At 51.4% G+C, this 13,443-nt stretch carries 18 protein-coding genes, 1 tRNA gene and 1 other RNA gene; 7 read left to right on the top strand and 13 right to left on the bottom strand.

What is annotated here, in order from left to right; translation table 11 throughout:
* Positions 1 to 10 precede the first annotated feature (10 nt).
* The 4 genes from AB8Q18_01385 (at position 11) to rraA (ending at position 1,475) form a co-directional block, all read left to right on the top strand.
* A complete protein-coding gene (locus tag AB8Q18_01385; GenBank protein ID XDZ51730.1) occupies positions 11 to 367 on the top strand; it encodes a hypothetical protein in 357 nt (118 codons plus the stop codon).
* A complete protein-coding gene (locus AB8Q18_01380; protein ID XDZ51729.1) occupies positions 364 to 663 on the top strand; it encodes a cell division protein ZapA in 300 nt (99 codons plus the stop codon). Before AB8Q18_01385 ends, AB8Q18_01380 begins: the two co-directional genes overlap by 4 nt.
* Before the next feature lie 17 nt (positions 664 to 680).
* Positions 681 to 862, top strand: a non-coding RNA gene (gene ssrS / locus AB8Q18_01375) — 6S RNA.
* A 127-nt stretch (positions 863 to 989) separates the two neighbouring features.
* A complete protein-coding gene (gene rraA, locus AB8Q18_01370; GenBank protein XDZ51728.1) occupies positions 990 to 1,475 on the top strand; it encodes a ribonuclease E activity regulator RraA in 486 nt (161 codons plus the stop codon).
* A gap of 49 nt (positions 1,476 to 1,524) precedes the next feature.
* On the opposite strand, the gene AB8Q18_01365 is transcribed toward rraA, so the two are convergent.
* The gene (locus AB8Q18_01365) at positions 1,525 to 1,776 is read right to left on the bottom strand and encodes a DUF2798 domain-containing protein (GenBank protein XDZ51727.1); all 252 of its coding nucleotides are present in this window, start codon (positions 1,774 to 1,776) and stop codon (positions 1,525 to 1,527) included.
* Positions 1,777 to 1,884: 108 nt separating this feature from the next.
* On the opposite strand from AB8Q18_01365, the gene AB8Q18_01360 reads away from it, so the two are divergent.
* Complete coding sequence (locus AB8Q18_01360) at positions 1,885 to 2,775, top strand: LysR family transcriptional regulator (GenBank protein ID XDZ51726.1); 891 nt, start codon at positions 1,885 to 1,887, stop codon at positions 2,773 to 2,775.
* A 38-nt stretch (positions 2,776 to 2,813) separates the two neighbouring features.
* On the opposite strand, the gene AB8Q18_01355 is transcribed toward AB8Q18_01360, so the two are convergent.
* The 12 genes from AB8Q18_01355 to AB8Q18_01300 all read right to left on the bottom strand — a co-directional run bounded on the left by AB8Q18_01355 (position 2,814) and on the right by AB8Q18_01300 (position 11,621).
* Positions 2,814 to 3,026 (bottom strand): hypothetical protein, encoded by a 213-nt coding sequence (locus AB8Q18_01355; protein XDZ51725.1) that lies wholly within the window; start codon positions 3,024 to 3,026, stop codon positions 2,814 to 2,816.
* 5 nt (positions 3,027 to 3,031) lie between these two features.
* Complete coding sequence (locus AB8Q18_01350) at positions 3,032 to 3,442, bottom strand: PaaI family thioesterase (GenBank protein ID XDZ51724.1); 411 nt, start codon at positions 3,440 to 3,442, stop codon at positions 3,032 to 3,034.
* A complete protein-coding gene (locus tag AB8Q18_01345; GenBank protein XDZ51723.1) occupies positions 3,439 to 3,891 on the bottom strand; it encodes a PaaI family thioesterase in 453 nt (150 codons plus the stop codon). The genes AB8Q18_01350 and AB8Q18_01345 overlap by 4 nt, the downstream gene beginning before the upstream one ends.
* A gap of 20 nt (positions 3,892 to 3,911) precedes the next feature.
* Entirely contained in the window at positions 3,912 to 4,721 is an 810-nt protein-coding gene (locus AB8Q18_01340; protein XDZ51722.1) for a ScpA family protein, read from the bottom strand.
* Positions 4,718 to 5,521 carry a ThiF family adenylyltransferase gene (locus AB8Q18_01335; protein ID XDZ51721.1) on the bottom strand — a complete coding sequence of 268 codons (804 nt, stop codon included), beginning with the start codon at positions 5,519 to 5,521 and terminating at the stop codon, positions 4,718 to 4,720. The genes AB8Q18_01340 and AB8Q18_01335 overlap by 4 nt, the downstream gene beginning before the upstream one ends.
* Positions 5,522 to 5,676: 155 nt before the next feature.
* A complete protein-coding gene (locus AB8Q18_01330) occupies positions 5,677 to 6,156 on the bottom strand; it encodes a universal stress protein (protein ID XDZ51720.1) in 480 nt (159 codons plus the stop codon).
* Positions 6,157 to 6,351: 195 nt separating this feature from the next.
* Positions 6,352 to 6,978: a 50S ribosomal protein L25/general stress protein Ctc gene (locus AB8Q18_01325; protein ID XDZ51719.1), complete on the bottom strand. Its 627-nt coding sequence runs from the start codon at positions 6,976 to 6,978 to the stop codon at positions 6,352 to 6,354.
* Positions 6,979 to 7,035: 57 nt separating this feature from the next.
* Entirely contained in the window at positions 7,036 to 8,019 is a 984-nt protein-coding gene (locus AB8Q18_01320) for a ribose-phosphate pyrophosphokinase (GenBank protein ID XDZ52883.1), read from the bottom strand.
* Between the two features lie 211 nt (positions 8,020 to 8,230).
* Positions 8,231 to 8,305, bottom strand: a tRNA-Gln gene (locus AB8Q18_01315).
* A gap of 6 nt (positions 8,306 to 8,311) precedes the next feature.
* Positions 8,312 to 9,172, bottom strand: coding sequence for a 4-(cytidine 5'-diphospho)-2-C-methyl-D-erythritol kinase (gene ispE / locus AB8Q18_01310; protein XDZ51718.1), 861 nt, complete (start codon positions 9,170 to 9,172; stop codon positions 8,312 to 8,314).
* Between the two features lie 22 nt (positions 9,173 to 9,194).
* Positions 9,195 to 9,791, bottom strand: a complete 597-nt coding sequence (locus AB8Q18_01305; protein ID XDZ51717.1) for an outer membrane lipoprotein LolB — start codon at positions 9,789 to 9,791, stop codon at positions 9,195 to 9,197.
* Between the two features lie 12 nt (positions 9,792 to 9,803).
* On the bottom strand, positions 9,804 to 11,621 hold the full coding sequence (locus tag AB8Q18_01300) for a tetratricopeptide repeat protein (protein ID XDZ51716.1): 1,818 nt from the start codon (positions 11,619 to 11,621) through the stop codon (positions 9,804 to 9,806).
* A 185-nt stretch (positions 11,622 to 11,806) separates the two neighbouring features.
* Between AB8Q18_01300 and mutM the strand changes: the two genes are divergently transcribed.
* Complete coding sequence (mutM, locus tag AB8Q18_01295; protein XDZ52882.1) at positions 11,807 to 12,646, top strand: bifunctional DNA-formamidopyrimidine glycosylase/DNA-(apurinic or apyrimidinic site) lyase; 840 nt, start codon at positions 11,807 to 11,809, stop codon at positions 12,644 to 12,646.
* Entirely contained in the window at positions 12,643 to 13,407 is a 765-nt protein-coding gene (locus tag AB8Q18_01290) for a lysophospholipid acyltransferase family protein (protein ID XDZ51715.1), read from the top strand. The genes mutM and AB8Q18_01290 overlap by 4 nt, the downstream gene beginning before the upstream one ends.
* The last annotated feature ends 36 nt before the right edge of the window (positions 13,408 to 13,443 follow it).

Genomic DNA, 13,443 nt, shown 5'->3' with positions numbered 1-13,443 from the left:
TCATCTGGCTTTGAGCGGGTCGATAAACATTGACGAAACCCATCCGAAAAGCTATCCTGACATTATGGAACGTGAACTAGACTACTTAGAATCTTGCATTGTCAAAATGACAGCCAAGATGAATGAATTGACCTTAGCCAACCAGGCCTTAAGCGCTCAGGTATCAAAATTGACGGCAGAAAAGCAACAGCTTGCCCTCGACAGCGACCAAGCCCTAAACGACCTGCAGCAAAGTGCTGAGCAAAGCATTCATGCGCTTAAAGCGCGCAACCAAACCCTTTTGGCCACCATTGCCCAAAGCGCTGAAGACGTGCGTGCCCTCATGAATCGATTGCCCACTTCATCCCCTGAGGAGCCACAAGCATGAATCCAACACCGGTAGACATCACCATCATGGGTCGCACCTTCACCATCGCCACGCCTGAGGCTGAACGCCGTACGCTGTTACAGGCCGTCGACATGTTGAATGACAAAATAGATACCATTACGAAACAAGGCCGTATTGTCGAAACGGACAAAATAGCCATCATTGCGGCTTTAAACTTAGCCCATGATTTGTTAAAATTAACCATAAGTGGTGGACTGGATGTGGCCACTTTGGAACACAAAATCACCCACATGAGTCGCCTGTGTGACGAAGCCCTTGCTTCTGCACCCAAGTAACCTTCCACCCCAAAGTTTTTCCTCTGCAGTGTTCGCGATGGCTCAATTCCTTTGAACCAATAATTCGCTTTTCGACTGCCAGGCGCATAGTAGGCGTGTGACGCTTCTTTTTAGAAGTATCCCCAAAACTATCCAGGAGCGGTCAACCTTGTCAGCAAGGTTCAAGCGGATCGGCCAAGACGGCACATGCGGAGGACCCCACACTAAGCTCGTACGCTCAACGTACGGGCTTTTTTACGTTTACGCCCATGACAGCTGCAAACAGTCGGTCTATACTGATCCCATAAGCAATGTACAACAGCCATCATGACTTAAAGGAGAGACTGATGACGGACTTTATCACCTGCGATCTATGCGACGACCATCCTGACAGCGTCAGCGTGGTGACGGGCCTACACTGGCACCACTATGGTGCCCGATCGGCTTTTAGCGGCCAAATCATTACCGTCAAATGCTTTGAAGACAACAGCAAGGTCAAATCGCTATTGAATACCGACGGCGAAGGCAAAGTCTTGGTTGTCGACGGCGGCGGCAGCCTGAGAAATGCCCTCATTGGCGACATGATTGGCGCCAGCGCGGTTAAAAATCATTGGGCCGGGGTGTTAATCTACGGCGCCTGCCGCGACGTGGATGCCTTAGCCACCTTAGACATCGGCATCGCAGCCCTAGGCGCCGTGCCGATTAAATCAGTACGTAAAGACGAAGGCCAGGTTAACCTGCCCATTCAGTTTGGCGGCGTCACCTTCACGCCAGGCCACTATGTCTACGTTGATCGCAACGGCGTGATCACTGCACCCACTGCGCTGATTTAACCATCATCTGGCCGCTTGAGCGCTGACGCTCAGGCGGCCTGAAGAAACTTTATTTATTGGCGGCCAACGGCTTGCCCACCACGCGTTCAAACGCACCTGCGGCTAAGCGCTGAACCGTGGGCGCCCCTAACAACACAATCGTAAACCCTGCCGGCCAAGCCGTCACAAACGCACCACCCCAACGCTCAAGCGTAAATGCTGAACCCAAATTCAACCAAGTCACCCACCCCGTCATCAGGCCTGCCATTAAGCAAGACATCATGGCTGAAAAAATCATTCGATATTTAAATAAATCGGACATGGCTTTATTCCCTTTCATCAATCATTAAGATGACGCTGAGTATAGACACCTTCCATTTTTAATAATATATTGATTAATTAATTCTTAAATTCCAAAAATGGAATCATTATGCTGGATGACCTAGCCCTTTTCACCCAAATAGTCAGCTGCGGCAGCCTCAACGCCGCCGCCGAACTCAACGGCATACCCGCCTCGACCCTGACGCGACGCCTGCAAAAGCTGGAGCAAAAGCTAGGCCACAAGCTTTTAACCCGAACGGCGCGCAACATGACGCCCACACCCGAAGGCTGGCAGTATTACGAACAGTGCCAACCCCTGCTGAATGCCCTCCAGCAAACCACCGACCAACTGCATAAAAACTTTCACGAAATCGCCGGGCCACTACGCGTACTCGCGCCAGTCAATCTTGCCAACAGCCTCCTAGCGCCAGCCTGGGCCAGCTTCATGCAAGCCCATCCCGACATTAAGCTCGACCTCAGCCTCAACAACCACACCCAAAGCCTCATCGACACTGGCGCGGACTTAGCCATTCGTTTTGGCCCCCTGCCCGACTCCGACCTCAATATGCGCTGTCTGGGCAGCATTGCACCGGCTATTTTGGTGGCGTCTCCCCACTACTGTGAGCAAGCAGGCCCGATCAGCATCGACAACCTACCCCAACAGGCCTTGATCACGGCCTTCCCTCTACATACGTGGACGCTCTATCAGCAGCACAGCGAAGCACAACGGCACTTTCAGCCCCAAGCTCGATTTCACGTCAATGAATTAAATTTGGCCATCAGCATGGCCGCGGCGGGCATGGGCATCGCCTTTACGCAACCTCATCTGAGCCAGGCCCACCTCAACGAAGGCAGCCTGGTGCATATCTTGCCCGAATGGGCGGGCAAACCGCGTGAGGTGTACGTGGTCTGGCCGCAGCAGCGCTATGTGCCGGCACGGGTACGCGCCCTCATTGATCACTTAGTGGCCTTTTGCGCCAATGAGCCGTGTTTGCTGTGAACGATGATGAACGATCATGGCTTGTTGGTCATTTGTATTCAATCGACCGTCAGTGCTTCGGCCATATCGCTATTGATTAAAGGTTGCCTTTCGCCTGTAGGCGAAACAAAACGACTAATCAATAGCAAAGTAACCGAAGCATTATTAATGCTATTAATTAAATAATTCAAAACGGTAGGCACGCTGCGCTTTACACCATCCCCACCCACAAAAAAAGCAAACCAAACGGTTTGCTTTTTTATGATCTTCATTTCAACTACACGCGCTCAAAATGCGCCCGCGCCGTGGCGATTAATTTAGCCTTATCGCTTTGCCACATGCGCACCTGCACATTAACGATGCGCTGGCCTATGCGCACAATGTCAAAATCAGCATAAGCATCCTGAGCCAATCCCGGGCGTAAATAGTCCAGCGAAAAATCCAATAGTTTCACCGGCCCTTCAGCTGCACCAAAAGCACCCACCCACGCCGCCGACTGCAAAAAGCCTGCCATCAGGCCGCCGTGTAAAGCCGGCAAAACCGTATTGCCGATTAAATCGGCACGAAAAGGCAAGTGGCACAGCTGCGCATGCGCCGCATCATGCCCTACCCGCATGTCAATCCATTGAGCGTACGGCATGTGCTGATACAAAGTGGCCGTAGCGCTTTTGCGTTCTATAAAACTCATGTCCAAGCCTCCAAAACCGCACGCGGCAACGGTGAGCGAATGAAGGCAGCAGTACACAACATCACTGGCTCAGACTCTCCTTCTTGATGGCACTCGGCCTTCACGTAGGCAATCATGCCCTCTACCCGTTCACACACGGCGCGCGCCACGACAGGGACGTTAGGCCGCACTGGACGTAAAAAATCCAAGCGCATGTCTAAAGTGGCCAATGCCTCAAACTGAGGCAGCCACGCCGTCACCGAGATGGCGCAAGCCACGTCAACCAGCGTCGCTAAAGGTCCGCCATGCATGGCACCATCGGCGCCGTTAAGCACCTTTTGCCAAGGTAAGCTCAGCACAATGGCGTCACCCTCAACGCCGTCATAGCGCAAACCTAGAGCTTTACAGTGCGGTAAAATCATATAATGATCTCGCAAGGTTTCGTGTACTTTGGGATTCACAACCTTCATATTTAGTCTCTCTTTATTCTTTACAGTGAGGCTGAGGAGCCACTGCCGTGTACCCAGATCGGCCGATAAGGCGCCTCTTGCACAATCCGAATCAGGCCTTCTTTCACCAGCTCCAACACGGCGATAAAACTCACCACCAGATGGGTCACGCCGGCTTCGATGTCAAAAAAAGCCTCAAACACTGCCGAGCCGCTCGTCTGCAACTGCTGCAAGATATGCGTCATCTGCGCCCGCACCGACAAGGTTTCGGTTTGAACCTGATGACTTTGAGTGTGTTTGGCGCGCGATAAAATCGCCAGCCACGCCTGTTTTAAGTCTGCCACGCACACATCGGGCAGCTGTGGCGCCACCGCATCACCTTCTAAATGCATCACCACCCAAGCAAAATCTCGCCCAGCCTGGGGCAATTCATCCAATCCTGCTGCGGCCAGCTTCATTTGTTCATAGGCCAAAAGGCGGCGCACCAGCTCAGCGCGCGGATCTTCTTCTTCATCCTCAGCCTGATGCAGCTTCGGCAGCAATAAGCGTGATTTAATCTCTATCAGCATGGCCGCCATCAGCAAATACTCGGCCACCAAATCCAGCTGGTGCTGCTGCATGCCGCTGATGTAAGCCAAATATTGCTCGGTAATGGCCACCATGGGAATATTCAGCACGTCCATGTTTTGCTTACGGATCAAATACAACAGCAAATCCAACGGGCCTTCAAAACTTTCCAACACCACCTTCAAAGCATCAGGTGGAATGAATAAATCCTGCGGCACGTCCAACACTGGCTGCCCAAACACATGAGCCAACGGCACGCCTAGGGCTGCGTCGTGAACCGTCATGAGCCAGCCTTGGCCAGCTGTGCCTGAGATTGTTTCACTAAGGCATCAATACACGCCTGAGCACAATGTAGGCCAAACGTGGCCGTGACCATCATACTGGCGCCGTAGCCTGCGCAAGATAGGCCTTGCGGGGCGGCATCGCTGGCACAAGCTTCGGCCACCTGCGGCGGGGTAATTTGCTCGGTAGAAAACACGCACGGCACGCGCATTTTTTTGCTTAAATCGCGGCTAAAGCCGTACCGTTTTTTTAAGGTATAGCGCATATTCGCCAAGAGCGGATCTTGCTTGACGGCGCCTAAATCGGCGCTTTGAATCAAGGCTGGGTTTTTCTGCCCACCCGCGCCGCCGGACACCACAAACGGTATTTTATGACGAACCATATAGTTAGCCATGGCCGCCTTCACCCGCACTTGATCAATGGCATCCACCACAAAGTCACAGTCGGCTGGCAAGTAGTCGGCCAGATTCTCTTCAGTGACAAAATCTTCAATTTGCCGCACCTGGCACTGAGGATTAATGTCAAACACGCGCTCAGCCAAAGCCATGACTTTAGGCTTACCTAGCTGAGAATCCACGGCCGGCAGCTGGCGATTGATGTTTGATTCCGCCACATTGTCTAGATCAATGATGGTCAGCCGCCCCACTCCGGTGCGGGCCAAGGCCTCCACCACCCATGAGCCAACGCCACCCAAGCCCACCACGCACACGTGCGCCTGAGCAAAATAGGCCAAAGCGGGCGCGCCATATAAGCGTGCAATGCCCCCAAAGCGGCGTTCATTTACGGTTGCTTCTACTTGCATCAACATCCCATTTCCCAGTACGCCACCCAAGGGCAGCATGCGATTGATTCAGATGCCTCAATTATACGTCAAATGGCCGCCAGAGCGCAGCCAGTCGCAAAAAAGCCTGATGCAAGCATCAGGCTTTTATTCAGCGCACGATTTAAGGCTTAAGCTTAATCATCGTCCTGAGTGGATTCTTGTTGATCGTTACGGATCACCAACAACGGCAAAGTGCTCAAGCGCATCACGGTTTCAGCAAAGCTGCCCATGAGCAAGTGCATCAAGCCTGATCGCCCGTGAGTGCCCAGCACAATGGCGTCGGCGCCATGTTCATTCGCATAGTTCACCAACAGCTGCGCCATGTCTTTTGCACCCTTGCTGGAAATAGCCATGTGGCTGTCTAATTCGGTGACGCCATCGGCGCGCGCTGCGGCCAAGGCAGCATCTAAAACGGCCTGCCCTTGAACGCGGGCGGTTTCTTCATAATTACCGTGCTGTAAAAACTCTGGCGCCAAGGCCATGTATTCGGTTGGATTCGCCACGGTTACCAAGGTCAGTTTCGCCTGTAACAATACGGCCAATTCTGATGCGTGTTTTAAAGCCAATAAGCTGGTATTACTGCCGTCTACGGCCACCACAAGATGTTTGTACATATGCACCCTCCTTTTTCCATTTTATTCTGTCTGCTTAATAGTATAACCCTGATTGCGCCAAGGCCCAAGCCAAGGCCGCGCAAACCCTGACCAATGTCACACATTAACGCCTAATTCACCACAGCGCGGGCTCTTTAGCCCAGACGCAAAAAAACCCGCGTGCAACACGCGGGTTTTTTAACACAAGCGTTAAGCTTATTCAGCTGCTGGTGCTTCTTCAGCAGGCGCTTCTTCTTCGTCTTCAACAATGGCACGGCCTTTGCCTGACACAGAAGCCACGGCCAAGTCGGTATCACGAGCCAAAGCAACAGATTTAACACCTTCTGGGAATTTAATGTCAGAGATGTGCAATACTTGACCACCAACGGCTTTAAGCACGTCTAAGTCCAAGAACTCAGGAATAGCGGTAGGCAGAGCAATCACTTCGATCATGCTGATCAACTGAGAAATACGGCCGCCTTGTAGCTTAACGGCAGGTGATTTATCAGCGTTCACAATGTGTAGTGGCACACGTACTTTAACTTCTTCTTTAGCGTTAACCACTTGGAAGTCAATGTGTTGTACCGCAGGTTTGAACGGATGCATTTGGAAATCACGTACGATGACTTCGCTGGTTTTGCCTTCCAATTCAATTTTCAACACAGAGCTGTGGAAGCTTTCGTTTTGCAACGCGTAGAAAACAGCATTGTGTTCAACAGTAATGGCTTTGGCTTCTTGATTATCACCATAGATTACTGCAGGTAGTTTACCTTCGCGACGTAGGCGGCGGCTCGCACCAGTGCCTTGCTCTTCGCGTAGGGTAGCTTTAATTTCGTATGACATAGTATAAAACTCCTAAAGTTAAAAAAACACTGCCAAACCGCGACCAGTCGGCAATGCCTACGGCAGGAATGAACCTGGCGTAACCAATTCCTCATTAAAGAGGTAAGACACTGACTCTTCATTGCTGATGCGGCGAACGGTTTCGGCCATCAAGCCAGCAATGGTTACCTGACGAATGCGCGGTGAAGCTTTGGCTTCAGCACTCAAAGGAATGGTATCGGTGATGACCACTTCGTCAATGTCTGATGAATTAATACGGGCAACCGCTTCACCTGAGAACACAGGATGGGTTGCATAAGCCAACACGCGAGCGGCGCCGCGCTCTTTTAGCGCAGAAGCGGCTTTACATAGGGTGTTGGCGGTGTCGATCATGTCGTCCACGATCACACAAGTACGGCCTTCGATGTCACCGATGATGTTCATCACCTCAGCCACGTTGGCTTTAGGACGACGTTTGTCGATGATGGCTAGATCGGCATGCAGCATTTTCGCCACGGCACGGGCACGAACCACGCCACCGATGTCTGGGCTCACCACGGTCACATTTTCCATGCGTTGCTGGATGATGTCGTTGGTCAGAATCGGGGTGGCGTAAACGTTGTCCACGGGGATGTCGAAAAAGCCTTGAATTTGGTCAGCATGTAGGTCAACGGTCAACACACGGTCAACGCCGGCTGAATACAGCATATTGGCCACAAGCTTAGCAGAAATAGGGACACGAACAGAACGAGGACGACGGTCTTGACGTGCATAGCCAAAATAAGGAATGGCAGCGGTAATACGACCAGCAGAAGCACGCTTAAGCGCATCGGCCATGGTCAAAATTTCCATCAAGTTATCGTTGGTGGGGGCGCAGGTAGGTTGCAAGATGAACACGTCGCGACCGCGTACGTTTTCCAGCAATTCAACCGCTACTTCACCATCAGAAAAACGGCCAACAGACGCGCGACCAATTGAAATATCTAGGTGTTTTACTACGTTAACGGCCAACTCAGGGTTAGCATTGCCCGTAAACACCATCAAACTATCATATGCAGCCATTTTACCTTCGCTCACGTTTAATTTCGTTTTTTGTTTCATACTTAAGCCCATAAAAATATGGTTTAAAGTGTGCTTTTTCACACCGCATGCCATGATACACGCTTCTGCCAAGCAAACCAAATAAAGCCGCACGCCAGAAACATTTTCACAACACATTAAAAAAAGACATAAAAAAAGCGTGTAAGTCACCTTACACGCTTTTTTTATTATTTGGCTGGGGTGGTAGGGATCGAACCTACGAATGCTGGAATCAAAATCCAGTGCCTTACCACTTGGCGACACCCCAATAAACCTAGCCTAAGCTTAGAAGCGGATGTTCTGATAAACCTTGAACACAGTACACTTCATATTGCTGCTCAGACAAAGCTTGATAAACTTGTCTTGCCTCACCTTCTGATTCGATCTCTAAAAAGACACATGAACCAGAGCCTGTCATCAGGGGTTGACCGAATTTTGTCAGCGCGTCTAACGCTTCGGCAACCTGAGGATACTCACTCACCACCACGTCCTGCATGTCGTTGTGACGTTGCTGCGTTGTTGTGAGGGTTCGCATTATGCTGGGGATTGAATTCCTTGTCAACCCCTCATGTGCAAATATTTTCGCGGTTTCTACGTGCACATTCGGGCGCACAATCACATACCATTGTTTTTCCAAAGAAACCGGGGTCAATTCCTCGCCAACGCCCGTTGCAAAAGAATTTCGTCCATACAAAAAAACCGGCACATCCGCCCCCAAACCCACCCCAAGTTGAATCAGTTCAGGACGTGAAAAATGCACTTTCCACAGATGATTTAAAGCCAAAAGAACGGTCGCCGCATCAGAACTGCCCCCACCCAAGCCGCCGCCCATGGGTATTTTTTTGTCTACCCAGATGTCGGCACCGAGGCGGCTAGCGCTTTTTTGCTGCAATAAACGCGCAGCGCGCACGCTTAAATCTTGCTCTGGCGCCACCCCTTCGATGAGGGTATGCAACACGATCTGGCCGTCGTCACGCACCTTCAAATACACGGTGTCGTTCAAATCCACAAAACGAAACACCGTTTCCAATAGATGGTAGCCATCGTCACGACGGCCCACAATTTTCAACATCAAATTTAATTTAGCCGGAGCCGCGTATGCGCTGGCGCCGGCCGCTACTGCATGTGCAACCATGGTGATCCTAACCCATCTAGTATTATTTCGAACGAATACGACACAGCGCCTCAGTGCCTTCTGGCGCCTCAGCAAACTCATCAAACACCAGCCGCAGCGTCAGCCCTGGGCGCTCCAGCACCAATAGGCGCGGCTTAGCTTCGCCCACCGTGGCGGCGCGCTCTATGGTCCAACCCAGCTGCTGCAAGCGGCCGCTGCCGTCAATATGATGAGGCTCATTCGGCAGCCACTGACCATTGGCCCAATAGTGTAGCTTATCTAAAGGCAGACTAAAGCCCAATAGGCGTTGACTAAGGGCCTCGGCGCTGTCGTCTTCATATATTTCATTATTGCCGGCGGCAATCACACCTTGAGCGTCTTCACACAGGATGCCAACCGTATTACCCAAGGGCGACTTCACTTCAACTTCCTGCTTGTCAACGGTCACCAGCCATTCAAAAGGCGCATACGAGCCTTTTTCTTCAATCTTAACCGCCAGGCGACCCTCAGCATAAAAGCTTTCTTGCAGGCCCTCTGAAGCGCGCCAAGGCATGGCTTCTTTCGGGCCATCAAAGACACTACACGCGCCCAAGGCCAGAACCGCTGCGCCCAATAACCCTTTTTTTAACCAATGTTTCATCCCAGCGGCTCCTTAAGGCTTGGCCAAGCGCTGCATCAGCGCCCGAACGCGCTCAGCTGACTCTGGATCGGCCAAGGCTTTATCCGCCACGCGCTGCGCCTCTTGATGCTTACCGAGCTGCCACAGCACTTCGACATAGTGCAACACCACCTCTGTGTCGGGGAAGCGATCGTAGGCCACCTTCAAATAAGGCTCAGCAGCCTCTGGCTTACCCTGTAGATAATAGGCCCAGCCTAAGCTGTCGTTTACCGTAGGTGAGTTTGGTGACAATACATAGGCCGCTTCAATGTGTTCAATCGCATCATTCATGCGCCCAGGAATGAACAGCATGGTATAGCCCATGGCGTTTAAGGTTTCGGCATCCTTAGGCTGCCACACCAGCACTTTTGCAAAGTCGGCAATCGCGGCCTCTGGCTGCTTCAGCTTATCCGCATAGATGATGCCTCGATCGTAGAGCAAGACGGCCAAGACGGCCTGATTGGCCTTTTGGCCTTTGGCCATCTCACGGTCAATCAATTTGGTTAAATGAGTCAATAGCGCTTGCGGCGGCGCTTTTTGCGCATGCATCAGCATTAAATCGGCACGCAGCCAATCAGACTCATTAAACACAATGCCCTGCGCCACATGAGGCTTGGCCGCCGCCAAATAGCCCTTAGCATCGGCATAAGCCTCTTCTTTCAGCGCAATCAAAGTCAGGTAAATATTTTTGTCGAAGGCGTAGCGCTCACTGTCTACTTTTTTCAGCCAGGTTTTGGCACGCTCTACATCGTCGCCATCCAAAGCATTCACTCCAGCAAGCATCGCCACCTTACTTTTTTGCGTCGCATCACCTAGCGCATAGGCACGATCAAAATGAGCGGCCACTTCAGCCCGAGGGCGCTGCAGTTGCTGAGCGATATAGCCAGCTTCCACGTAGAGATCGGCATTATCCTGCTCTTTTTGCAGCAGCTCTTTCATCTTGGCGTAAGCTTCGTTGCCTTTATTCGCTTTTAGCAAGACATCAACCTGAAGTTTTTGCCAACCGTAAGACAAATCACGCGCGTCAACCTTAGAGAAGAACGTCGTCAACAGGCCAGGGACCTTATTCGCCAACAGGCTTAAGGTCACCTGACTGCGTGGGGACAGCATGGGGTCTAGCTGGGCCAACTTAGTCAAGCCGGCAATCGAAGCACGTGTTTTACCTGACAGACCGGCATAAATCGCCTCTGCCATCACGGCTTCTTCTAGTTCGGGGTATTTCTGGGCCGCTTTATGCACGGCAGGATAACCCTGACGGCTGTAATCGGTATTGTCGACCGTCAGCTGGGCCATGTATAAGAAAATGCGCCGCGCCTGCGATAGGCTCGCGTCTTCTAATACCGCAGGCAAACGCTCGAACACATTATTCAGCTGCTGAGTCATGAGGTCGTATTCCCACTGCGCCCGCACTTGAGCTGGGCTGGCCTGCGGTTCTAGCTGCTGCCACTGAGCCAACAATTGGCGGGCGCGAGCCAAATCAGGAATCGCCAAAGCAATGTCGACCGCGCGTTCAGCCACGGCGGGATCTTTGGTGTTTTGCAACATATAACCATAGCTATTTAAGGCCGTCCCTACTTGGCCTTTTTGCAACATGATTTCACTCGACAAAATGCCCAATAAACCGCTGGCTTGGCGCTCGGCCTTAATCAAATTATTTGGCACAACATAAGTATTAACCACTTCAACGGGACCAATTTGTGTCTTTTCAATCACATCTGGCGCACTCATTGGCGCCACTTCAGAAGGCTTAGCCGCGGCCAGAGCCTGACCACCAAACAAGACCATTAGGGCCATTACCATGGGTTTAAGCATTGATTCTCTTCTCATTTAATTAACGATTCTATGGGCATCTTGAGCCAGACCTTAGTCAGATCATGACGCAAATACTGGCTTTATGTCATTATGCTTTATATCACTACGCTAAAGCTATGACCATCGCCACAGGACACAAGTTTAACTGCTACAATACTTTTTTACCCACACTATTGATCTACCCTATGCCAGAACTACCGGAAATCGAAACCACCAAGCGGGGCATCAGCCCTCACATTACCGCCAAGACCATTGCTTACGCAACCGTTAGGCAGCCAAAGTTACGCTGGCCCATCCCTGAGGATTTAAGCGAGCAGCTAGCGGCAGAACCCGTGCTGTCGGTCAGCCGGCGGGCCAAATATCTTTTGATTCAGCTGCCCACCGGCGTGCTCATCATCCACTTGGGCATGTCCGGTAGCCTGCGCATCCACCATGATGCCGATGTTCCCCCGCAAAAACATGACCACGTCGACATTGTATTCACCGACGGCACGCTCTTGCGTTACAAAGATCCACGCCGTTTTGGGGCTATTTTATGGTTTAACGGCGTCGCTGAACATCACCCCTTATTAAGCAAGCTGGGCCCAGAACCGTTAAGCGATGAGTTTAACAGCGCCGATTTTTATGCCAAGCTGCAACAACAAAAGCGCGCGATTAAACTGGCCTTGATGGACAATCATCTTTTAGTGGGCGTGGGCAACATCTACGCCAACGAAGCCTTGTTTCGCGCCGGCATCCACCCACTCACGCCAGCCAAACTGGTCAGCAAGGCCAAGTGCCAAGCCTTAGTGCGAGAGGTTAAAGCCGTTTTGCAGCGAGCCATTGCAACGGGGGGCAGCACCTTGCGCGATTTTGTCGGCAGCGATGGCCAAGCGGGTTATTTTCAGCAAGAATACTGCGTCTATGGCCGCGCCAAAATGGCTTGCCGAACTTGTGGCCATGAAATCGAACAAATCAAGATCGGCCAACGCACGAGCTTTTATTGCCCCGTGTGCCAAAAGCAACCCAAGAAAACCCTATTATGACCCCAAAAAGTACGCCCAAAATCATTCGCCTCATTCGGCTGGCACGCCTCGCCTTCTGGCTCATCAGCACCGTTCTGGTGCTCAGCTGGGTATTTCGACAAAAAGATCAGGAAAAATCGACGCGCTATACCCAAAAATACTGCCGCAAATGCCTCAATATTTTAAAGTTGAGCATAGACGTTAAAGGCATTCGCCCCACCCATTTAGCCGGTCACTTAGTGGTGGCCAACCATGTGTCTTGGCTAGACATAGTGGCTTTAGAGTCAGCCTATAATATGAACTTCGTGGCCAAGCAAGAAATCCAAAAATGGCCGCTGATTGGCCCTTTAGCCACGCATCAGGGCACGGTCTTCATTAACCGCAACGAGCGTAAAGACACGGCCAAAATCAATGCCCACATCGAAGCCGCTCTTCAGGCCAATCGCACCATCGCCGTCTTCCCCGAAGCCCGTACGTCTAATGGCTTAAACATGCGTTTATTTAAATCTAGTTTATTTCAGTCGGCACTAAATGTGTCGGCGCCTGTCCAACCCATAGCCATTAAATTTTATGACGAGCTTGGCAACCGCACCACGCGGCCCGCCTATATAGACGGCATTAGCCTCTTACAGTCAGTGTGGCAGGTATTGGGCATGCGAAAAGGCAGCATTGAGCTGACCCTGTTGCCAACGGTGAGCCTAGACGTTCCCGACATTAGCCGACATGAGGTCAGCAAAATGGCGCATCAAGCCATTCATCGCATCATTGATCAAAGCAACTAACATTTAAAGTTTAATTGAAAATAGCAATAGACAATG

This window comes from Neisseriaceae bacterium CLB008 (assembly GCA_041228285.1).
Classification (GTDB): Bacteria; Pseudomonadota; Gammaproteobacteria; order Burkholderiales; family Neisseriaceae; genus JAGNPU01.
This window is presented reverse-complemented; position numbering and strand designations above follow the sequence as displayed.

What these genes read in the sequence shown, in the direction of transcription:
- AB8Q18_01300 (XDZ51716.1), bottom strand. Translation starts at nt 11,621, where the DNA reads ATGCTTAAACCCATGGTAATGGCCCTAATGGTCTTGTTTGGTGGTCAG.
- AB8Q18_01290 (XDZ51715.1), top strand. Translation starts at nt 12,643, where the DNA reads ATGACCCCAAAAAGTACGCCCAAAATCATTCGCCTCATTCGGCTGGCA.
- mutM (XDZ52882.1), top strand. Translation starts at nt 11,807, where the DNA reads ATGCCAGAACTACCGGAAATCGAAACCACCAAGCGGGGCATCAGCCCT.
- AB8Q18_01350 (XDZ51724.1), bottom strand. Translation starts at nt 3,442, where the DNA reads ATGAGTTTTATAGAACGCAAAAGCGCTACGGCCACTTTGTATCAGCAC.
- AB8Q18_01320 (XDZ52883.1), bottom strand. Translation starts at nt 8,019, where the DNA reads ATGGCTGCATATGATAGTTTGATGGTGTTTACGGGCAATGCTAACCCT.
- AB8Q18_01325 (XDZ51719.1), bottom strand. Translation starts at nt 6,978, where the DNA reads ATGTCATACGAAATTAAAGCTACCCTACGCGAAGAGCAAGGCACTGGT.
- ispE (XDZ51718.1), bottom strand. Translation starts at nt 9,172, where the DNA reads ATGGTTGCACATGCAGTAGCGGCCGGCGCCAGCGCATACGCGGCTCCG.
- AB8Q18_01380 (XDZ51729.1), top strand. Translation starts at nt 364, where the DNA reads ATGAATCCAACACCGGTAGACATCACCATCATGGGTCGCACCTTCACC.
- AB8Q18_01345 (XDZ51723.1), bottom strand. Translation starts at nt 3,891, where the DNA reads ATGAAGGTTGTGAATCCCAAAGTACACGAAACCTTGCGAGATCATTAT.
- AB8Q18_01340 (XDZ51722.1), bottom strand. Translation starts at nt 4,721, where the DNA reads ATGACGGTTCACGACGCAGCCCTAGGCGTGCCGTTGGCTCATGTGTTT.
- AB8Q18_01365 (XDZ51727.1), bottom strand. Translation starts at nt 1,776, where the DNA reads ATGTCCGATTTATTTAAATATCGAATGATTTTTTCAGCCATGATGTCT.
- AB8Q18_01355 (XDZ51725.1), bottom strand. Translation starts at nt 3,026, where the DNA reads ATGAAGATCATAAAAAAGCAAACCGTTTGGTTTGCTTTTTTTGTGGGT.
- AB8Q18_01335 (XDZ51721.1), bottom strand. Translation starts at nt 5,521, where the DNA reads ATGCAAGTAGAAGCAACCGTAAATGAACGCCGCTTTGGGGGCATTGCA.
- rraA (XDZ51728.1), top strand. Translation starts at nt 990, where the DNA reads ATGACGGACTTTATCACCTGCGATCTATGCGACGACCATCCTGACAGC.
- AB8Q18_01330 (XDZ51720.1), bottom strand. Translation starts at nt 6,156, where the DNA reads ATGTACAAACATCTTGTGGTGGCCGTAGACGGCAGTAATACCAGCTTA.
- AB8Q18_01360 (XDZ51726.1), top strand. Translation starts at nt 1,885, where the DNA reads ATGCTGGATGACCTAGCCCTTTTCACCCAAATAGTCAGCTGCGGCAGC.
- AB8Q18_01305 (XDZ51717.1), bottom strand. Translation starts at nt 9,791, where the DNA reads ATGAAACATTGGTTAAAAAAAGGGTTATTGGGCGCAGCGGTTCTGGCC.